General features: G+C 67.0%; 16 protein-coding genes. 11 read left to right on the top strand and 5 right to left on the bottom strand.

All coding sequences use genetic code 11. From position 1 onward, the window contains the following. Positions 1–75: 75 nt before the first annotated feature. A complete protein-coding gene (locus ASB57_RS03385; protein WP_082621331.1) occupies positions 76–924 on the top strand; it encodes a MurR/RpiR family transcriptional regulator in 849 nt (282 codons plus the stop codon). On the opposite strand, the gene ASB57_RS03380 is transcribed toward ASB57_RS03385, so the two are convergent. From ASB57_RS03380 to ASB57_RS03365, 4 genes are all read right to left on the bottom strand, one after another. Beyond that, positions 917–2,746 (bottom strand): substrate-binding domain-containing protein, encoded by a 1,830-nt coding sequence (locus ASB57_RS03380; RefSeq protein ID WP_197424940.1) that lies wholly within the window; start codon positions 2,744–2,746, stop codon positions 917–919. The two genes, ASB57_RS03385 and ASB57_RS03380, sit on opposite strands and share 8 nt — an antisense overlap. A gap of 20 nt (positions 2,747–2,766) precedes the next feature. Continuing rightward, complete coding sequence (locus tag ASB57_RS03375; RefSeq protein WP_057650558.1) at positions 2,767–5,136, bottom strand: TonB-dependent siderophore receptor; 2,370 nt, start codon at positions 5,134–5,136, stop codon at positions 2,767–2,769. A 133-nt stretch (positions 5,137–5,269) separates the two neighbouring features. Then, entirely contained in the window at positions 5,270–6,091 is an 822-nt protein-coding gene (locus tag ASB57_RS03370; protein WP_057650556.1) for a FecR family protein, read from the bottom strand. Further along, positions 6,081–6,596 (bottom strand): RNA polymerase sigma factor, encoded by a 516-nt coding sequence (locus tag ASB57_RS03365; protein ID WP_197424939.1) that lies wholly within the window; start codon positions 6,594–6,596, stop codon positions 6,081–6,083. The genes ASB57_RS03370 and ASB57_RS03365 overlap by 11 nt, the downstream gene beginning before the upstream one ends. 191 nt (positions 6,597–6,787) lie before the next feature. Here ASB57_RS03365 and abc-f point away from each other — a divergent pair, with 191 nt between their 5' ends. The 10 genes from abc-f (at position 6,788) to ASB57_RS30225 (ending at position 19,278) form a co-directional block, all read left to right on the top strand. Further along, positions 6,788–8,422: a ribosomal protection-like ABC-F family protein gene (gene abc-f, locus ASB57_RS03360; protein ID WP_057650552.1), complete on the top strand. Its 1,635-nt coding sequence runs from the start codon at positions 6,788–6,790 to the stop codon at positions 8,420–8,422. Positions 8,423–8,587: 165 nt separating this feature from the next. Next, positions 8,588–9,580: a LysR family transcriptional regulator gene (locus tag ASB57_RS03355; RefSeq protein ID WP_057655879.1), complete on the top strand. Its 993-nt coding sequence runs from the start codon at positions 8,588–8,590 to the stop codon at positions 9,578–9,580. Between the two features lie 10 nt (positions 9,581–9,590). Beyond that, the gene (locus ASB57_RS03350; RefSeq protein ID WP_057650550.1) at positions 9,591–11,108 is read left to right on the top strand and encodes a SidA/IucD/PvdA family monooxygenase; all 1,518 of its coding nucleotides are present in this window, start codon (positions 9,591–9,593) and stop codon (positions 11,106–11,108) included. Then, positions 11,105–12,076: an ABC transporter permease gene (locus ASB57_RS03345; RefSeq protein ID WP_057650548.1), complete on the top strand. Its 972-nt coding sequence runs from the start codon at positions 11,105–11,107 to the stop codon at positions 12,074–12,076. Before ASB57_RS03350 ends, ASB57_RS03345 begins: the two co-directional genes overlap by 4 nt. After that, positions 12,073–12,984, top strand: coding sequence for an ABC transporter permease (locus ASB57_RS03340; protein WP_057650546.1), 912 nt, complete (start codon positions 12,073–12,075; stop codon positions 12,982–12,984). The genes ASB57_RS03345 and ASB57_RS03340 overlap by 4 nt, the downstream gene beginning before the upstream one ends. Beyond that, a complete protein-coding gene (locus ASB57_RS03335; protein WP_057650545.1) occupies positions 12,981–14,024 on the top strand; it encodes an ABC transporter ATP-binding protein in 1,044 nt (347 codons plus the stop codon). The genes ASB57_RS03340 and ASB57_RS03335 overlap by 4 nt, the downstream gene beginning before the upstream one ends. After that, complete coding sequence (locus ASB57_RS03330; protein WP_057650543.1) at positions 14,021–15,034, top strand: ABC transporter ATP-binding protein; 1,014 nt, start codon at positions 14,021–14,023, stop codon at positions 15,032–15,034. The genes ASB57_RS03335 and ASB57_RS03330 overlap by 4 nt, the downstream gene beginning before the upstream one ends. 42 nt (positions 15,035–15,076) lie before the next feature. Beyond that, positions 15,077–16,645, top strand: a complete 1,569-nt coding sequence (locus ASB57_RS03325; RefSeq protein ID WP_057650541.1) for an ABC transporter substrate-binding protein — start codon at positions 15,077–15,079, stop codon at positions 16,643–16,645. A gap of 2 nt (positions 16,646–16,647) precedes the next feature. After that, positions 16,648–18,036: an acyl-CoA thioesterase/bile acid-CoA:amino acid N-acyltransferase family protein gene (locus ASB57_RS03320; RefSeq protein WP_057655878.1), complete on the top strand. Its 1,389-nt coding sequence runs from the start codon at positions 16,648–16,650 to the stop codon at positions 18,034–18,036. Between the two features lie 42 nt (positions 18,037–18,078). After that, positions 18,079–19,278: a CMD domain protein gene (locus ASB57_RS30225; protein ID WP_082621329.1), complete on the top strand. Its 1,200-nt coding sequence runs from the start codon at positions 18,079–18,081 to the stop codon at positions 19,276–19,278. 98 nt (positions 19,279–19,376) lie between these two features. On the opposite strand, the gene ASB57_RS03310 is transcribed toward ASB57_RS30225, so the two are convergent. Further along, positions 19,377–19,982 carry a glutathione S-transferase family protein gene (locus ASB57_RS03310; protein WP_057650537.1) on the bottom strand — a complete coding sequence of 202 codons (606 nt, stop codon included), beginning with the start codon at positions 19,980–19,982 and terminating at the stop codon, positions 19,377–19,379. Positions 19,983–20,118 lie beyond the last annotated feature (136 nt).

Below are 20,118 nucleotides of genomic sequence, written 5' to 3'. Positions count from 1 at the left end.
GAAGTATTCGTAGCTGATACTACAGACGCCCCCCACGTCCTGTTTCACGAGCCCGCATTCAAGAGCCCCTACCCCATGAGCGATTCTCTCGACGATCGGATAGCTGAGCACAGCCGCCGCATGACACCCGCGGAGAAGCGGGTGGCCGACTTCATGCAGGCCAACCGTGAAGAGGTCATGGTCAGCTCGGCGGCGACCATCGCCACCCAGGCCAACACGAGCGATGCCACCGTCATCCGAACCACCCAGGCCCTGGGCTACAGCGGCCTGGACGAGTTGCGGCAGACCCTGGCCGCCGAGATGCGCGGCGCGCGCTCCCTGCCGGACCGGCTATCCAAGACCGTGAAGGAGTTGGGCGCGCAGCCTGACGCGGCCTTCCAGCGCTCCGTGGAAGTCCACCTGGATGCGCTGGCCAGCCTGGGCAAGCACGTCAGCGGGGCGGACTTCAAGCAGGCGGTGGAGTTGCTGGCCGTATCCTCCCGCGTGGTCCTGTTCGGCCTGGGGCCTTCCGGCGCCATTGCCCAATACTTCGGCATACAGCTGAACCGCTTCGGCTACCAGACGCTGAATGTCGGGCATACGGGACTGCTGTTCGCCGATGACCTGCATGCGCTGCGCGCCGGCGACGTCGTCGTCATGCTGGCTTATGACCGTCTGTACAAGGAGCTCGACCTGTTGCTCGCGGAAGCGGCGCGCCTGCAGCTCAACAGCATCCTCATCACGGACAGCCTGAAGGGCAAGCTGCAGCGCCGCGTCACCCTGGCGCTGTCCGTGCCCAGGGGCAAGGCTCGCCTGCTCAGCATGCACACGGCGACCATGGGGCTGCTGGAAGCGCTGCTGGTCGGTGTCGCCACCCAGGCTTCCGCCCGCATCGGCACCAGCCTGGATCGGCTCAATGCCTTGCGGGAAAAACTGGTCAGTTGAGTTTTTCCCGCTCCGCCGCCAGCAAGCCCGGCGGCAGAGGGACGTAGCCGCCCTCCTCGTCCTTCTGCGCCGCGATGATGGCCTGCCCCGCGGGCGACAGCACCATCTCCAGATAGGACTTGATGAAGGGCGAAAGCGCTGTGCCGGGACGACGGTTCACATAGAAGTGAACGTAGGACGAGAAGGGATACTCACCGGCCGCGACGTGCTCGTAGGTGGGCAGCACGGCAGGCCTGTCGGCCGCCTGCGCCAGCGGCAGCACCCGCACGTCAGCGGAGATGGCGGCGGCATCGACCCAGCCCGTCATGCCGATGCCGTAGGGATCGGCGGCGACAGCACGAACGACATCCGCCACGGTGGGCAAGGTTTCATACCGCAGGGTGTAGGCAGCGCCTTCCAGCAGGATCAGCCTGGCGGACGTGGCTGAGCCGCCATCGTCGGCAAGCCCGTAGACGTGGATGCGGCGACCCGCCCAGGCGCCTTGTAATCCCAGCTGCCCCCACTGGTCGATATCGCCGCCAGCCTGCCCCGCGGTGAATATCCGCCGCAACTGCGCCATCTCCAGGCCGGCCAAGGGATTACTGCGATGCACATACACGGCGGGCGGTGTCTTGCCTGTCTGGCGCGGACCATGGCCGGTAAAGCCGACGCGTATGTCCAGCGGGTCATAGCCATAGCGCCCGCGGAAGGCTTCCAGATCCGCGGGCCAGAGCGCGCGCGATTGGGGCGCGAACGGCGTCACGCCGGCCGTCAGCGCGGGACCGCCGGTCGAAGACCCTTCCATGCGCATGCGGAACTTCACGTCGGGATGCTCACGCAGATACAAGGCGTTGAACGCTTCCAGCATGTCCTGCATGCCGTCGTTGCCGACGATGTATATCGCCCCGTCGGCATGAAGATAAGCCGGGCCTGCCGGACCGGCCGGCGCCACCGTCGACGTGCCTTTGTCCATCCTGGGCGTGGCATCCAGCAGCTTGCGTGCGGCCACTAGCCCTGCCGGCGACAGCGGGACCAGCTCCCTGGGCGCAGCAAGGATGCGCGCCAGATCCGCCAGCGCGGACGGGTCCGTCGCGCGTGCCAGGATGCTGTTCACGTACGCCGACCCCGCGGGGTCGGCACGGCCGTCGGCCGCCACGCCGATATGGGCATAAAGGACGTTGGCATCTTCGCTTGGAGCATCTTCCCTGGAAGCATCAGCGCGGATCTGCACTTCCCGCGCACCGGCCGCCCGCAAACCGGCTTGGGCCAGCACCATGCCCCCGGGGTCTTGCGTCAGGCGCGCCAGCCGCTGCCGCGTGTCATCGACCGCGACCATCCCAGCCCTGGACGGATGGCGTCCCAGCGCGGCGGCCCGCCACGTCTGGAAATACGCGTCGCCCGGTGGCGGCCCATACAAGGTGATGGGCCGACCCCGCCAGGCGGGATCCAGGACCAGTTGCGCCCAGCCGCCGACGGTGCCCCCCGGCTGTCCTTCCGACAGGATCCCTTGAAACTGCGCACGGCTGACCGCGCGTAAGGGATTGTCCGCGGCGACGTAAAGGGCATACCCCCCATGCAACACGGACGCGGGGCCCGGGACGATGCGCGCCAGCGGCACCGACAGCGGCAAATGCCCGTGCAGCTTGCGGTACGGTACCCGCTCCGCAGGCGTGAGCGGCCGATCCAGCAGAATGTAGGGCTCGCGTCCGAACATCAGGTCGGCCACGGCGGCGCCGCCGTTGTGTATGGCTGCCGCGGCCTGCGCTGACGCATTCCCCGCGCACAGGACCAGAAGGCTCAGGGCGCACGCGCGCACGAATGTCTTGTTGAAAATCGGCTTCATCGTCGGCTTACCCCACAACATCAATACCGCGCGCGCAGAGTCAGCAGCGCCATGCGGGGGTTGCCCAGATAATTGTGATCCGCCGTGGTGCTGATGCTTTGGTAGTACTGGCGGTTGAAAACGTTGGTGACCGACAGCGATGCCGTCAGGTGAGGACTGATCTCGTAGCTCATGCCCAGGTCCAGGGTCGTATAGCCGGGCTGGCGCACCACGGCCACTCCGTCATCGGAGCTGTAGGCGCTGGTCATGTACAGACCCGCGTTCAAGGAGACGGCCCGCCATTGCCCCGGCAGCTGATACTGCGTCCAGAGCTTGAAGAGATGCTTGGGGGTGTAGGCGGAAAAGGCGTTCTTGCCCGTGTCCGCGCTGTCGTCGAGATAGCGCGTCGCGGTGTAGGTATAGCCGCCGGACAGCGTCCAGCCGTCGGCCAGCTCGCCGGACGCCTGCGCCTCTATGCCCCGGCTGCGGGCCTTGCCCTGCGCGAAATACGTGGTGATCACATTGTCCAGCGTGTCCGCCGTCGCGCGGTTCTTCTGGGTCAGCTGGAAAACCGCCAATGAGGTATTCAGCTTGCCATCGAAATAGGCGCCCTTCAGCCCGACCTCGTACTGCTCGCCTTCCAGAGGCTTGAGCAGCTTGCCGGAGGCATCGCGTTGCGACTGCGGGGTGAACGACTGCGCGTAGCTGGTATAGATCGAGTGGTTTTCATTCAGGTCATAGATCAGCCCCGCCATCGGCGTGATGTGGCCGTCGATATGATCGCTGGTGTCGCTGACCTTGCTGGCGTTCATGTCCGGATCGGCCCAGACCTCGCTCTGCCACCAGGTGGCGCGGCCGCCGATCACCAGGGTCAGCGGGTCCGCCAGGCTGAAGCGCGTGTTCGCATAGATACCCATCTGCTCGTTGCGCGTGATCTGCCGTGACAGGCTGCTGGTGAAACTGGCGTCGGGCACCGACCCCGGGTTGTCCAGGTTCACCGGGATCAGGCGCGGCACGCCCGGCGCGCCGATCTGCGGCGTGCGTTCGTGCAGATAATTCACCCCTATCGTGGCGGTGTGAGTGCGGCCCAATAAACGAAACGGACCGGCGCCGAACCAGTCCAGCACCACCTGGTCGGACTGGTTTTCAGACATGCTGGTCTGGTAATTCGTCAGCGGGTTGTTGCGGCTCACCGCGCCGCGCAGGCCGCCGAATTCAGACCGGCGATCCGTGTGCAGAAAGTTCGCCGAGAACTTGGTTTTCCAGCCGCCACCCAGACGATGTTCGACTTCACCGAAGAGCGTCGTGAATTCATAACGTTCGTGGTTCCAGTCCGGGCCATAGTAGGTGTCCGGGTCGACGTCCAGAAAGCCGCCATCCTTGTAGGTGGGATAGCCGTACTGCATGGACTTCGACGCCATGCGTTGATAGCTGCCGCCGAAAGCCGCCGTCGTATCCGCGCCCAGGTCGGCTTCGATGATGCCGTACAGCTGGCCGTCACTGCGATGGGTGCCATCCTGGGCCAGGTCATGATTATCCAGCGCGGCCACCCCGCGCGCCCGCACCGAGCCGGACGCATTCAACGGGCCGCCCACATCCAGCTCCTGCCGATAGGTGCCGTAAGTGCCAACGGTCAATGCGGCGCTGGCCGCGAAGTTCTGCCCTGGCCGCTTGCGCACCAGATTGATCGCGCCGCCGGCGGCACCGGGCCCGTCCAGCAGGCTGGCAGGCCCCTTCAATACCTCGACGCGGTCGTACATCGCCAGGTTCGAAGGGGTCATGTAGCCGACGATGGGCGCGGACACGCCGTCTATCTGGATGTTGTCGATCTGGAAGCCGCGGGAATACACGCGATAGCGCGACGTATCGACATTGGGCGTGCTCACCCCGGGTGTATTGCGCAGCGCTTCCTGCACATTGCTCAGTTGTTGCGATTCGATTTGCGCCGCGGTGATCACGCTGATGGTCTGCGGAATCTCGCGCTGACTGACGGCGAGCTTCGAGCCCACGGTGGTTTGCGGATTGAGCCGCTCGGCCAGGGGATCGCCTGCCCCGACCACTTGCACGGCTGGCAGTTGCGTCGACGAGTCACTCGCGGGCGCCCGGTCCAGGGTGTAGGTGCGCTCGCCCGACGCGATCGGGACCAGGCCTGAACCGCCCAACAGCATGCGCAAGGCTTCCTGGACGTCGTAATTGCCTTGCAGACGCGGCGCCACGCGGCCGGCCGTCAGCTCCGAGCGGAAGATGATCTGGGTATTCGTCTGCGCGGCAAGGTCGTGCAAGGCGTCGGCGAGCGACGTTGCCGGAATGTTCAGATCGACCTTGGTCTGGGCTTGCGCGGGAGAAAGGAAAACAAACAGACCCAGCAGGCCGGCGCAAAGCGGCCCGTGCGCAATACGAAAGAGAGACAACGAATACTCCGCGAGTAGATAGGGGGTTATTCGTTAACCGTGCGAGGGCGCCGGCATGTACACCCTGAGATACATATTGTTTCGTTTGGGCGTCGGCGCAGCGGGTGGCGCACCGGGCGGCGCGCCGATGGCCTCATTGGCTGGAGATCACCACGACGCCATCGCCGCGTCTGGACACGCGTACCGCGGCGATCTTCGGCAGCAGGTCGACCAGCGTGGCGGCTTGGGCGATGTCGAATTGCCCTGACAAGGCAATGCCCGCGCTGGGTTTGTCGGCGAAGACGATTCTGGGCGCCCCGTAGCGGGTCAACTCCGCCGCGACGGCTTCCAGGGGAGTGCCGTCGAAGATCAGTTTGCCGTGGCTCCATGCCGCCGCGTAGGCGGCCTTGATCGGCGTGGGCCCGGAATCGCCCGCGGCATCCACCAGCACGGTTTGATCGGTATGCAGGTCCAGGGTGCGCTGATCGCCGTGTACGCGCACGGCGCCCTGCACCACGGTGACCCTGGTGCCCTGCTCCATCACGCGCACATCGAACACGGTGCCGATGTCTTCGATACGGGCGCGCGGGGTCAACACGTCAAAGCTGCGCCACAGCGAATGCGACACGTCGACGTAGGCCTGGCCCGCTTGCAGGTGGACCCGGCGTGAATGCAGATGCATGTCCACGACGGCGCGGGAGTCGCGATTCAAGGTCACTGAACTTCCGTCAGGCAATTCCCACGTCTGCGCGCTGGCGGCCGTGGCCAGGGTCATGCGATCGATGGACGGGTCTATCAGCCACGCGGCGGCCAGCACGGCGACACCGGCACACGCCGCGAGCGCCCGCTGCCGCCGGATGCGTAGCCGGGAACGCTCGGCAATCTGGGCGGGCGTGGGCAGGCTGCGACGCAGCTGGTCCGCGAACGCATCCAGGCCCGCCGCTGGCGACGGAGACTTATCGTGATCAGGTCTCATGAGGCCCAGAGTGTATATCCAGTATCGGCTGGATCTCTTCCAGCGCCCGCGCCACGTGGCGCGCCACCATGCCCCGCGTGATGCCCAGGATGCGCGCGGCCTCCGCCTGCGGAATATCGTGCAGCCGTACCAGGATGAAGGCCTCGCGGCAGCGTTCCGGCAGCGCCTGGATCGTGGCAAGGAGGGCCGCGGCCGTCTGTCCTGACATTGCCGCGCATTCGGGCCCCGCCAGCTCGGTGGCGGCCTCCGGCACGTCATCCACCGCGACCATCACGGCGCCACGGGCCACATCGGCGCGGTAATGATCGATGGCCAGATGCCTGCCCATGTGCTTGAGCAGATTCAGGGGGGTAGCGGTGGGAGCGGCCTTATCCTGGCGTTCCAGGACCTTGACGCAAAGGTCCTGCATGACGTCGGCAATCATCTCCTGATCGCCGAAGCGGCGACGCAGATGATTCTTCAGGACATCGTATTGCTCGACAAGCGCGGCCAGGAGCGCGGACACGATACGAAAGCGCAAAGGACGCAGAGACTGGGGAGGCGCAATAATAAATGAGAATAAATATCAATACAAGGTAGCGGTAAGTTGCACGCGCGCACGGCCTGGGTGAGCGCACGCCCCTGACACGTGAATCGGTTATCCTTGCGCCCGCCGGTTTGCGGCATCACTCCTATGCCCTCGCGGCCCTTCCCTGCATGATCCGTTTTCAGCAAGTCTCGCTGGCAAGAGGCGTCAAGCCCTTGCTGGACAAAGTCGACCTCATCCTCAACCCCGGCGACAAAATCGGCCTGATCGGCGCCAACGGCGCGGGCAAGTCGAGCCTGTTTGCCTTGTTGCGCGGCGAACTGCATGCCGACCAGGGCGATCTGAGCTACCCGCCGAACTGGCGCGTGGCCTACGTGGCGCAGGAAACGCCGGCGCTGGCGCGCTCGGCCATCGACTACGCGATCGACGGCGACGTCGGGCTGCGCCGCCTGGAAGCCCGGCTGGCCGAGGTGGAAGCCGCCCCCGACACGCCCGAAAACGGTCTGTTGATCGGTGAGCTGTACGGGGCGCTGGCGGATGCCGACGCCTACACGGTGCGGTCGCGCGCGGAACAGCTGCTCACCGGCCTGGGCTTCACGATGGCGCAGATGGACCAGCCTCTGACCAGCTTCTCCGGCGGCTGGCGGATGCGGCTGAATCTGGCGCAAGCGCTGATGTGCCCGTCCGAATTGCTGCTGCTGGACGAGCCGACCAACCACTTGGACCTGGACGCCATCCTGTGGCTGGAAGACTGGTTGAAGCGCTATCCCGGCACCTTGCTGGTGATTTCGCATGACCGCGATTTCCTCGACGAAGTGGTCAACGTGGTGGTGCACGTGGACGAGCGCAAATTGAAGCGCTACGCGGGCAATTACTCCGCCTTCGAACGCCAGCGTGCCGCGCAACTGGAACTGGCGCAAGGCGCCATGGAAAAGCAGGTACGCAAGCGCGCGCACCTGCAGTCCTTCATCGACCGCTTCAAGGCGCAGGCATCGAAGGCACGCCAGGCGCAGAGCCGCATCAAGGCGCTGTCCAAGATGGAAGAACTGGCGCCCCTGCGGGCGGCGGCGGAATTCTCTTTCGAGTTCCGCGAACCTCAGCGTTCGCCCGATCCCCTGCTGCGCATGGACAAGGTCAAGGCCGGCTATCCGGCCGCGGACGACGGCGGCACCGACAAGATCATCATCAACGGCATCAATTTTTCGCTGCAAGGCGGCCAGCGTATCGGGCTGCTGGGCGTGAACGGCGCGGGCAAGTCCACTTTCATCAAGACCATCGCCGGTGAATTGCAGGCGCTGGGCGGCGAGGCGATTTTCGGCAAGGGTCTGTCGATCGGTTATTTCGCCCAACATCAGGTCGAGATGCTGCGGCATGACGAGTCGCCCTTGTGGCACATGGTCAAGGCCGCGCCCGGCGTGCGCGAACAGGAGCTGCGCAACTTCCTGGGCGGCTTCAACTTCGCGGGTGCGATGGCGACCAGCAGCATCGCGCCGTTCTCCGGCGGCGAGAAAGCGCGCCTGGCGCTGGCGCTGATCGTGTGGCAGCGGCCCAACCTGCTGCTGCTGGACGAACCCACCAACCACCTGGACCTGGAAACCCGCGAGGCGCTGACCGAGGCGCTGGCGCAGTTCGAGGGCACGTTGGTGCTGGTGTCGCATGACCGCCACCTGCTGCGCGCCACCACCGATGAATTCGTCATCGTGGCCGACGGCAAGGTCGAGTCCTTCGATGGCGACCTCGACGACTACCGCGACTGGCTGTTCAAGACCAAGTTGAACGCCAAGGCGAACGCGGCGCCGCAGTGATCCACTGCGCCGGGGCGTGACACCATAAGTCCCCCGGCGCGGCCCCCCTCCCCATCCTGCCACTGCGCGAACCGGTGATTTACTCATCGCGAGTAAGTATTTGGTTTGCGCATACTGACGGCCCATGATTTCGGCTTACGCATTCTTCACGTTGCGAAGCCGATCTTGGAATTACGTCAATTGGAAGCGTTCGCGGCCACCATGTCCGCGGGCAGTGTCAGTGGGGCAGCGCGCCTGCTAGGGCGGTCGCAACCCGCCATCAGCCGTCTCATCCAGGAACTGGAAGCGGAGATCGGCTATGCCCTGTTCGTGCGCAGCGGCCCGCGCGTCACGCCGACGGAGCAAGGCTTCCTGCTGCTGGACGAGGTCCAGCGCGGCCTCAACGGGCTGCGTGCCGTGCGCGAACGCGCCGCCGAAATTGCCCAGGGACGGCCCCGCCCCCTGCGCCTGATCACCACCAATGCCCTGGCCGTAGGTCTATTGCCTGCCGCCCTCGCGCGCCTTGGCGACGCGGGCGGCACGCTGGGCCAGACCGCCTTTTCCCAGGCCGGCATTTCCCTACGCAGCGCGGTGTCCGAAGCGGTCGTCCATGCGGTGCTGGGCGGTACGGCGCAGTGGGGCGCCAGCAGCCTGCCCCTGGAACACAAGGGCTTGAACGTGCATTGGATAGGCCAGGCGCCCTGCGTGCTGGCCCTGCCCGCCGACGATCCCCTGGCCAGGCTGGACGTGGTGCCGCTGAAAAGGCTGGCGGACCGGCGCATCATCACCATGAGCAATCGCTATCGGCTACGCCACCGGCTCGACCGCGGCTGGTCCGAAGCAGGGCTGGGTGACCGCGCCCCGCTGATCGAAACCAATTCCTCGATGAACGCCCAGGCGGCCGTGCGCGCCGGCCTCGGTGTGGCGCTGCTGGAACCGGCCACCGTGCTCGGCGCGCCCTTGCCGGGTGTGGTCGCCCGCCCCGTCGACATCGACGTGCCTTTTTTCTTTGGCGTGATCACGCCGCAATTCCAGCCGGTCGATCCGATTTTCCAGGCGCTCAACGAAGCCCTGGCCGAGGTCGCGCGCGAACGCCTGCCCGGCTTCATCCTGCACGACGCCGCGCATCACGATCAGCTGTTGCGGCAGATGTATGCCGACACCGCCCCCCAGCCTTGAATTCTTTCTTATGTCCAACACCGAACCCTCCCTGAGTCCCGCAACGGTACCGGCCGGCCTTGCCGCCCTGGAAGCGCGCCTGGCGCAAGACCTGTCCTGGCTGGCCCTGCCCGGCAAATCCTGGGTGCCGCCGCGGCAGCACGCCGGCGCGGCCGTGCAGGACGTCGTCATCATCGGCGGCGGCATGGCGGGCCTGGCGTTGCAGGCGTCGCTCAAGTTCCTGGGCGTGAAAGCGCTGATCCTGGACCGTGCCGCGCCGGGCTATGAAGGCCCCTGGGCCACCACGGCGCGCATGGAGACGCTGCGCTCGCCCAAGGAACTGGCGGGTCCGGCGCTGGGCCTGCCCGCGTTGACCTATCGGGCCTGGTACGAAGCCCAACACGGCCTGGAGGCCTGGCAGGCCGTCGAAAAGATCGGCCGCCTGGACTGGATGGCCTATCTGCGCTGGTACCGCCAGGTACTGGACCTGGACGTGCGCAATCACCAGCGGGTGACGGACGTGCGTCCCGACGCGGACGGCCTGGTCGCGCTGGACGTGATCGACGAACGCAGCGGCCATGGCTACGTCGTGTGGGCGCGGCGCGTGGTGCTGGCCACGGGCCACGATGGCCTGGGCGGCCCCTGGCTGCCCGCCTGGGCCGCGCAGCTTCCGCGCGCGCGCTGGTCGCATTCATCCGACCTGTTCGACGCACAGGCCTTGCGCGGCAAGCGCGTGGTGGTCATCGGCGGCGGCGCGTCGGCCATGGACAGCGCCGCCACTGCGCTGGAAGCCGGTGCCGCCCGCGCCGACCTGTTGATCCGGCGTCCCACCCTGCCGCGCATCAACAAGAGCAAAGGCTCCGGCAGCCCGGGCATGCTGCACGGCTACTGGCTGCTGCCGGACGACATCAAATGGCGTCAGCGCCACTACATCAACGAACAGCAGATTCCGCCTCCGCGCGGCAGCACCCAACGCGTGTCGCGCCATCCGAACGCGTACTTTCATTTCGGCGCCAACGTGCTGGGCGGCCAGGTTCGCGCCGACGGCGCATTGCAGCTGGAGACAGTCAAAGGCCCGCTGATCGCCGACCACGTGATCTTCTGCACCGGCTTCCGCGTCGATTGGGAGCAGCGTCCGGAGTTCGCCCGCTTCGCGTCCGCCGTGCTGCGCTGGGCCGACCGCTACACCCCGCCGGCCGGCCAGGAAGACGAGGAGCTGGCCGCCTCTCCCTATCTGGGCCGCCACTACGAATTCCTGCCGCGCGCGCCGGGCCAGTGCCCGGGCCTGGAACGCATCCATGCCTTCTGCCATCCGGCCGCCTTGTCGCAGGGCGCCGGCGCGGGCGACATTCCGCAGATCAGCGTCGGCGCCCAGCGCCTGGCGCAGGGCCTGTCCGCCCTGCTGCTGGCGGAAGACGCGGAGCAGCACTACGAACGGCTGCTGGCTTTCGCGGATGCCGAACTGCTGGGCGATGAGTGGCAGCCGTCGGCGTGGCCCGAGCATGAAGCGGACGCGGCCGCGGACGACCAGGCAGGAGCCCGTCCATGACAGCTTGGCTGCTGCGCCGTGTCGGCCAGGCCGCCCTGGTCCTGCTGCTGATGTCCATCATCGTCTTTGCCGGCCTGCACCTGATCGGCAATCCGGTGGACATCCTGCTGTCGGAAGACATGACGCAACAGGAAAGGCTGGACGCCATCCACCGCCTTGGCCTGGACCTGCCCCTGTGGCGCCAGTACCTGGCCTTCCTGCACGCGGCCTTGCAGGGCGACCTGGGCCGCAGCTTCGTCTACAACATCGGCGCGGTCACGCTGATCGCGCAACGCCTGCCCGCCACCCTGGAACTGGCCATCGCGGCCATGCTGATGGCCGTCGTCATCGGCGTGCCGCTGGGCGTCTATGCCGGCATGCGCCCGAAGCAAGCATTGGCGCGCCTGCTCATGGCCGGCAGCATCGTCGGCTTCTCGCTGCCCACGTTCTGGGTCGGCCTGATGCTGATCATGCTGTTCGCTGTGCATCTGGGCTGGATGCCGGCCAGCGGCCGCGGCGCCACCGCCGCCTGGCTGGGTGTGCAATGGTCCTGGCTGACCCTGGACGGCCTGCATCATCTGCTGCTGCCCGCCTTGAACCTGGCGCTGTTCAAGGTGTCGCTGGTCATGCGGCTGACCCGCGCCAGCGTGCGTGAGATCCTGCCGCAGGATTACGTCAAGTTCGCCCGCGCCAAAGGCCTGGCGCCCATGCGCGTGATCGTCGTGCATGTTCTGCGCAATACCCTGATCCCGCTCGTCACCGTGCTGGGGCTGGAGCTGGGCTCGACCATCGCCTACGCCACCGTCACCGAAAGCATCTTCGCCTGGCCCGGCGCCGGCAAGCTCATCCTCGACAGCATCTACAGCCTGGACCGGCCCGTCATCGTGGCCTACCTGATGGTCATCGTGCTGCTGTTCGTCACCGTCAACCTGGTGGTCGACCTGCTTTATCGCCTGCTCGACCCCCGCGCCCGGCCCAGTGCATCATGAGCGCTTCTTCTCCTTCCCTGCCCGTGCAGCGCGGCACCGCGCCGTGGCGCCGCCTGTGGCGCGATTACCGCCGCTCGCGCCTGGCGCTGGCCGCGCTGGTCCTGTTGCTGCTGATCCTTGGCGCCGCCCTGCTCGCACCGTGGATCACGCCGCAGAATCCTTATGACCTGCTGCAGCTGGACGTGCTGGACGCCCGCCTGCCGCCAGGCAGCGCCAACGGCGCCGGCACGTATACCTACTGGCTTGGCAGCGACGGCCAGGGTCGCGATCTGTATTCCGGCATCCTCTACGGCTTGCGCATCAGCTTGCTGGTGGGCGTAGGCTCGGCGCTGATCGCCGGCGTCATCGGCACCTTGGTGGGCTTGATTTCCGCCTACGCCGGCGGCGCGATCGACGCCTTGCTGATGCGCCTGGTCGACCTGCTGCTGTCCTTCCCCAGCATCCTGATGGCGTTGATGATCCTGGCCTACCTGGGCAAAGGGGTGGGCAACGTGGTGTTGACCCTGGTGGTGCTGGAGTGGGCCTACTACGCCCGCACGGTACGCGGCCAGGCCCTGGTCGAATCGCGCAAGGAGTACGTCGATGCGGCACGCGGCCAGGGCATTTCGCCTTTATGGATCGCGCTGCGGCACCTGTTGCCGAATTGCCTGCCGCCGGTCATCGTCGTCGGCACCCTGCAAGTGGCGCGCGCCATCACGCTCGAAGCCACCTTGTCTTTCCTGGGTCTGGGCGTGCCCATCACGTCGCCGTCGCTGGGCCTGCTGATCGCCAATGGCTTCCAGTACATGCTGGCCAATGAATACTGGATCAGCCTGTTCCCCGGCCTGGCCTTGCTGCTGACCATCGTCGCCATCAATCTGGTGGGCGACCAACTGCGCGAAATCCTCAACCCGAGGGCGCAACGATGAGCGCGCCCCTGCTCGACGTGCGCGGCCTGCACACGGTGTTCGACGTGCCGGACGGCCCTGCGCCTGCTCCGGCGGTCACCGACCTGTCCTTCACCTTGCAGCGCGGCCGCGTGCTGGGCCTGGTGGGCGAGTCCGGCTCGGGCAAGTCGGTGACCGGCTTCTCCATCATGGGCCTGCTCGACGCGCCGGGTCGTATCGCCGCGGGACAGGTGCTGTTCGATGGCCAGGACCTGGTCGGCCTGCCGCCCGCGCGCCTGCGGTCCCTGCATGGGCGGCGTATCGCCATGATCTTCCAGGATCCGATGATGACGCTGAACCCCGTGCTGCGCGTGGAAACGCAGATGGTGGAGGCGGTGCAAGCGCACCGCCGTTGCAGCCGGGCCGTGGCGCGCGAGCAGTCGCGCGACGCCCTGGCGCGGGTCGGCATTCCCAGTCCGGAAGAGCGGCTGCGCGCCTATCCGCATCAGCTGTCGGGCGGCATGCGCCAACGCGTGGCCATCGCCATCGCCATGCTGCACCAGCCCGACCTGATCATTGCCGACGAGCCCACCACGGCGCTGGATGTCACCATCCAGGCCCAGATCCTCAATCAGATGCAGCGGCTGGTGCGCGAGCAAGGCACCGCCCTGATCTGGATCAGCCACGACCTGTCCGTGGTGGCCGGCCTGGCCGACGAAATTGCCGTCATGTATGCCGGGCGCCTGGTCGAACATGGCGATGTCGATACCGTCATCGACCATCCCGCCCATCCCTATACGCGCGGCCTGCTCGACAGCCTGCCCGCCAATACGCCGCGGGGCCAGCGGCTGAACCAGATCGGCGGCATCGCGCCCGACCTGGCCCGCCTGCCGTCCGGCTGCGCGTTCGCGCCCCGCTGCGGCCGCGCGGACGCGGCCTGTGCCGCGCAACCGCCCTTCGCGGCCCTGTCCCGGACAGCAGGTGACGGCGCGCTGACGACCGTGCCGCGCCGCGTCGGCTGTTTCCATCCGCTCACTTTCCAGCCTGGCCCGCGCCACGCTGCCATTGCCGCAACGTCATGAACGCTACCTCGTCACCCGCCCTGCTGGAGTTGGCCGGCGTCAGCAAGATCTTCGGTGCGACCCGCCCTGGCCGCGCCACCCGCGCGTTGCAAGCCCTGCGGCTGGCGCGCGCGCCCCGGCCGGCGCGCGCGGTCGACGGGGTCAGCGTGGCCGTGCAACGTTCGGAAGTCGTGGGCCTGGTGGGCGAGTCCGGCTGCGGCAAATCCACCCTGGGCCGCATCGCCGCGGACCTGCTGGCGCCCAGCGCGGGCAGCGTCCATGTCGGCGGCGCCGTGCGCGACACGTTGGCGCCCGAGGCGCGCAAGGCCTCGCGCCTGGACATCCAGATGGTGTTCCAGGATGCCTACGCCAGCCTCAACCCGCGCCTGCGCGTCGACCAGATCGTCGGCGAAGGGGCTTTGCGCAATGGTCTGGTGCAGGCCGCCGATTACGACGAGTACGTGTCGCAACAGTTGCAGCGGGCGGGACTGGATCCGTCGGTACGCTGGCGCTATCCGCATCAGTTCAGCGGCGGCCAGCGGCAGCGCATCAATATCGCCCGCGCCCTGGCGGTCAATCCCAGCCTGCTGATCTGCGACGAGGCGATTGCCGCACTGGATGTGTCGATCCAGGCGCAGATACTCAATCTGTTCCTGGACCTGCGTGAGTCACTGAACCTGGCCTACCTGTTCATCAGCCATGACCTTGGCGTGGTGCGCCATGTGAGCGACCGCGTGGTGGTCATGTATCTGGGCCGCGTCGTCGAAAGCGCGCCGACCGACGAATTGTTCGACCGCCCCAACCACCCCTACACCCGCGCCCTGCTCGACCAGATCCCCCGGCTGGACGCGCGCCGCACGCCGTTCCGCGCCATCGAAGGCGAAATACCCAGCCCGCTGGCGCCGCCTTCGGGTTGCCATTTCCACCCTCGCTGTCCGCATGCGATGCCGCGCTGTCGCAGCGAGGTCCCGCGGCTGCGCGGCATCGCCGTGCGCCATGAAAGCGCCTGTCATCTGAACGACGTTGCCTGACGTCACCCAATCATTGTCCGCAAGCAAGAAGGAACCTTCCCGATGAAACCCCATGCCCGCACCCTGCTGCTGGCCGCCTTGCTGGCGGCCAGCGCCTCCGCCTCCGCGCAAAACCTGCGTATCGGCTTCGCCGACCCCGTCTCGTCGGCCGACCCGCAATTGAACAACCATGCCGGCGATCGGTCGCTGGCGCTGCAGATCTATGACAGCATCGTCGACCGGCGCGACAGCGGCGACTACCCCATGCTGGCGCAAAGCTGGAAGCGCCTGGACGACAAGACCTGGGAATTCAAGCTCAACCCCAACATCAAGTGGCAGGACGGCCAACCGTTTACCGCGGATGACCTGGTGTTCTCCTTCGAGCGCGCCCGCAAGGTGCCCGGCTCGGTGGCCTCTTACTCGGGCCGCCTGCGCACGGTGGAACAGGCCATTGCCAAGGATCCGCACACCCTGATCGTCAAGACCAACATCCCCGCGCCGGGCCTGTTGATGGACATCGGCGCCATCTACGTGGTCAGCCGCCATGCCGGCGCCAGCGCCGCCACGGAAGACTACAACTCCGCCAAGGCCGCCATCGGCACGGGTCCGTACAAGCTGGTGTCCTATCAACCGGGCGACCGCTCGGAACTGGTGCGCAACGACCTGTACTGGGGTCCCAAGCCGGAGTGGGCCAAGGTCGACTACCGCTACATCAACAACGGCGCCGCGCGCACGGCGGCCTTGCTGGCCGGCGACGTGGACGTGATCGACAAGGTGTCGCCTTCCGACCTGGCCAAGCTCAAGCAGTCGCCCAACGTTTCCATCTACGCCTATCCCGGCCTGCGCAATCTGTTGATCCAGCCCAGCTTCCGGCCGGGTCCCAATGAGTTCATCACCGACAACGCCGGCAAGCCGCTGGCGCAGAATCCCTTGACGGACGTACGCGTGCGCCGCGCCCTGTCGCTGGCCATCAATCGCAAGGCCATCGTGGATCGCATCATGCAGGGGACGGTGACCGAGTCCAACCAGGACATGCCGCCCAAGACCATCGGCTACAACACGGACATCAAGGACATTCCCTACGACCCCGCGGCCGCGAAGAAACTGCTGGCCGAAGCCGGCTTCCCCGAAGGCTTCAAGCTCACCGTACACGTCCCCAACGACCGCTATCCGCTGGCGCCGGAGACCCTGCAGGCGGTGGCGCAGTTCTGGACCCGCATTGGCGTGAAGACCAATGTGGAGGCGGTGCCCTGGTCCATCTACTCGGGCCGCGCCAACAAGAACGACTACGCCGTCAGCGTGCTGGCCTGGGGCAATGGCACGGGTGAACTGGGCTATGCCCTGGTCAACGTTTTCGCCACCGTGAATCCGGCCAAGGGCCTGGGCAATTCCAACTGGGGCCATTACAGCAATGCGGACCTGGACCAGGCCCTGGTGGCGTCGTCCGAGGAATTCGACGATGCCAAGCGCGCGGAGATCCTGCGCCACGCGGCGCGCATCCTGTCGGATGACGTGGGCGTGATTCCGCTCTATCACTACCAGAACATCTGGGCCACGCGTAAAGGCCTGAAAGTGGAACCCTACGTCAGCGACCGCACGTCGGCGCAGATGGTCACTCGCGTGCAGCCTTGATCATGGCGCGCTCATTCGTGGCCCCCCCAGCGACTGGCGCCCCGACCCTGGAGGTCAGCCCGGCGGATGCCTTGATCGACGAGGCGCGCCGCATCGTCTTGCGGGGCATCACGCCGGGCGCGCGGGTTACCGTGCGCGCGCGCACCCCGCGCGGCCATGGCGTGGCCTGGACCAGCGAGGCGCAGTTTCGCGCGGACGATCAAGGTGTCGTGGACCTGGGCCGGCAGGCGCCCCTCCAGGGCAGCTACACAAGCGCCGATGCCATGGGCTTGCTGTGGTCGCAAGTGCCCGAGGTCGAAGGACAGCGCGATGTGTTCCTCGATGACGTGACGCGGCCGATGGTCACCGAGCTGGAGGCGGAGGTACACGCCGATGCCTCCGCCAAGCCCCGTGGCCAGGGCAAGCATGACAGCGGCGGCGCCGCCCGTGTGCGCGCGACGCTGACGCAACGGCTGGCGGCACCGGGTGTCGTGCGCCGGGAGGTGCGCGAGGATGGCTTGGTCGGCACCCTGTTCACCCCCGCGACACCGGGCCCGCATCCGGCCGTCATCGTGTTGAACGGCTCCGGCGGCGGCATCAACGAACCACGTGCCGCGCTGTATGCGTCGCACGGTTATGCCGCGCTAGCGCTGGCTTACTTCAAGGCGCCGGGACTGTCCGACTACATTTCCAATACGCCCCTGGAGTATTTCAAGTGGGGGCTGGACTGGGTGCACCGCACATTGCAGCCGTGGCGTGGCTTCGTCGCCTTGAGCGGGCAATCGCGTGGCGGCGAGTTGGTGCTTTTGCTGGCCACCCTGTTCCCGCGCGAGGTCTCCGCTGTCATCGCCTATGTGCCCAGCGCCCTGGTGCATGGCGGCCAGAACGCCGCCGACCCCGCCGTGGGTCGGGACGGGCCGGCCTGGCTGTACGAAGGCAAGCCGCTGCCGCATTTGTGGGAGAACAATCGCAGCGCCAGCTGGGAGCCTTACGACAACGGTCCGCAGCCCCGGCGCAATGAACTGGCCATGCGGACCGCGCTGCGGGATGCCGACGCGGTGGCGCGGGCGCGCATTCCGGTCGAGCGCATCCAGGGGCCGGTGATGTTGCTATCCGCCGGCGACGATGGCTCCTGGCCGTCCAGCCTGTTCACGTCGTGGGTGCGCGACAGCCTGGCCGCGGCCGGACATCCGCATGACGTGCAGCGGCGCGACTACGAAGGCGGCGGCCATAGCATCCTGTTGCCCCATGTACCCACGACCCAGCTGGTTTACCGCCATCCGGTGTCCGGGCGTAGCAGCACCGTCGGCGGATCGCCGTCCGTGAACTCGCACGCCGACGCGGATTCGTGGCCGGCCGTGCGGGCCTTCCTGCACAAGGCCGTGCAAGCCCATGCAAAGACCCGGGCCTGAGTCCTTTCAACACTGTCCCATCTACCTTCTACCGACGCCGTCATGACTACCGTTCCTACTGATACTCAAGACCTCATCGACCTGCTGGCTGGTGTCAACGCCGGCACCGACCTGCATACCCTGCGCCGCACCCGCGACAAAGTGGCCGATTCCACCCAGGGCGCTTACGCCGCGGTGTTCGACCCGGCCTTGTCCGGGCTGACCTTGCCCGAGCGGCTGGCGGTCGCCACCTTGGCCGCCCAACTGACCCCGGCGCCTGCCTGGGCCTCGTACTACCTGGATGCGCTGCGTCAGCAGGATGCGGCGCTGGCCGACACCTTGGCGAACGCCGACCGTGATGCGCGGGATCAGGCCAATGGCAGGCCCGCCTTGAGCAAACGCCTGCGTGCCATCCTGACCTTCACGCAGGCGCTGGTCGTCAAGCCGGTGGATGCCGGCAAGCCGGCCTTGGAAACCTTGCGCGCGGCCGGCCTGGACACACCGGCCATCGTGACCTTGGCGCAGTTGATCGCCTTTCTGTCCTATCAGTTGCGGGTGGCCGCCACCGTGAACGCGCTGGACGCTGCCGGCGCCCGTGCCTCGGTCGACCAGGACGCCGCTGCTGCCGCGGGTACCTCGGTGCCGGCGCGGCCGTCCGCGCCCATCACCGACCGCCCCGCGTTGCATATCAATGGCTACACGGATCGCGCCCTGACCTGGCACGCGTGGCTTGATGTGGTGGCGTTGGAGCACGCCACCGAGGAACAGCTGGCCGTGCTCAAGGAGGCCCATCCCAAGGCCCTGACGTCGGACTACTACCTGCTGCTGGTGCATCAGCCGGAAGTCCTGCGCCAGCGCCAGATCGCCTTCAACGCCATCATGTATGCGCCTGGCGGCCTGAGCCGGGCGGAACGCGAACTCGCGGCGACGGCCGTGTCGCGCGCCAATGGCTGCGTGTACTGCGCGTCCGTGCATGCGGAGCGGTTCGAGCAGTTGGCCAAGCGCAGCGATGTGATCGTCGACCTGTTCACCGATGCGGCGGCGCCCGAGGCCACCGGCCGTGACCGCGCCATCATCGATTACGCGACGCGCCTGACTCTGGCGCCGGCGGATGTCGGCGCGGCAGATATCCAAGGTTTGCGCGCGGCGGGTTTCGATGACCTGGGCATCCTCGATCTCAGCCATGTGATCGCGGTATTCGCCTGGGCCAATCGCCTGATGCTAAACCTGGGCGCGCCGGATCTGAGCAAGCTGCCGGGTTGAGGGGCGCGGCGGCCGCGCACGCCGGTAGCGGTACCGCGCGGCGCGACCCGGTCGCCGCCTGCCCGCGGCCGCCCGCCCGGCCGGCGGCCTTAACGCTGTCAAGCGGGGGCCAGCGCCTTCGTGTCGAACTCGTTCGCGAAGGCCGCGCTGGGGCGCGCCACGCAGCGGTCGACCCAGGCGTCGATCACCGGATCGCCCGGTTTGCCGGCCCACGCATAGGCTGAGCTCACCAGCAGGTCGGCGGCCGTGAACTGGTCGCCGAGCAGGAAGTCGCGGCCCGTCAGGGCGCTGCGCAGACGCGCTTCCGCCTCGGCTTTCGTGCGGAAGGTGCGCGACAGCGCGGGGTGTTGCAGGTTGGCGAAACCCAGCGTAATCAGGGGCTCCAGCACGCCTGCGTACCAGGCGAACCAGCTGAGGTAGGCGCCACGCCGCGGATGATCCGGCGCGATGCTGACACCGGCGGCGGGAAAGCGGTCGGCCAGGTACTGCATGATCGCCGCCGACTCCCAGATCTGCTCGTCGCCTTCCACCAACAGCGGCACCTTGCCGTCCGGATGCGGATTGCGCGGGTCGCGAGCGCCGGAGCCATCCAGGCGCTCGATGGTGACGATCTGCACCTTGACCTCGTCCAGCGCGCCCAACTCATGAAGCAGTGCGAGCACACGGGTGGAACGGCTGCGGGGGGAATGGAAAAGCGTCAGCATGGAGGACTCCTTGTAGGGCTGGTTGAGGCACGTAATATAGCCAGCACCACTGCCAATTTCCGTCAGCAGTGAATAGCCCCGCAACTCCTCGTTTTGGCGCGCAGCCCTGCGACATGGGCGGATACCCGGCCATCTC

The organism is Bordetella sp. N, assembly GCF_001433395.1.
Taxonomy (GTDB): domain Bacteria; phylum Pseudomonadota; class Gammaproteobacteria; order Burkholderiales; family Burkholderiaceae_B; genus Bordetella_C.
Note: the sequence above shows the minus strand (reverse complement) of the source record. Positions and strands in the feature narration are given on the sequence as shown.

Coding starts and splice junctions, on each gene's coding strand:
- ASB57_RS03385 (WP_082621331.1), top strand. CDS start 76: ATGAGCGATTCTCTCGACGATCGGATAGCTGAGCACAGCCGCCGCATG.
- ASB57_RS03380 (WP_197424940.1), bottom strand. CDS start 2,746: ATGAAGCCGATTTTCAACAAGACATTCGTGCGCGCGTGCGCCCTGAGC.
- ASB57_RS03370 (WP_057650556.1), bottom strand. CDS start 6,091: ATGAGACCTGATCACGATAAGTCTCCGTCGCCAGCGGCGGGCCTGGAT.
- abc-f (WP_057650552.1), top strand. CDS start 6,788: ATGATCCGTTTTCAGCAAGTCTCGCTGGCAAGAGGCGTCAAGCCCTTG.
- ASB57_RS03350 (WP_057650550.1), top strand. CDS start 9,591: ATGTCCAACACCGAACCCTCCCTGAGTCCCGCAACGGTACCGGCCGGC.
- ASB57_RS03345 (WP_057650548.1), top strand. CDS start 11,105: ATGACAGCTTGGCTGCTGCGCCGTGTCGGCCAGGCCGCCCTGGTCCTG.
- ASB57_RS03340 (WP_057650546.1), top strand. CDS start 12,073: ATGAGCGCTTCTTCTCCTTCCCTGCCCGTGCAGCGCGGCACCGCGCCG.
- ASB57_RS03335 (WP_057650545.1), top strand. CDS start 12,981: ATGAGCGCGCCCCTGCTCGACGTGCGCGGCCTGCACACGGTGTTCGAC.
- ASB57_RS03330 (WP_057650543.1), top strand. CDS start 14,021: ATGAACGCTACCTCGTCACCCGCCCTGCTGGAGTTGGCCGGCGTCAGC.
- ASB57_RS03325 (WP_057650541.1), top strand. CDS start 15,077: ATGAAACCCCATGCCCGCACCCTGCTGCTGGCCGCCTTGCTGGCGGCC.
- ASB57_RS03320 (WP_057655878.1), top strand. CDS start 16,648: ATGGCGCGCTCATTCGTGGCCCCCCCAGCGACTGGCGCCCCGACCCTG.
- ASB57_RS30225 (WP_082621329.1), top strand. CDS start 18,079: ATGACTACCGTTCCTACTGATACTCAAGACCTCATCGACCTGCTGGCT.
- ASB57_RS03310 (WP_057650537.1), bottom strand. CDS start 19,982: ATGCTGACGCTTTTCCATTCCCCCCGCAGCCGTTCCACCCGTGTGCTC.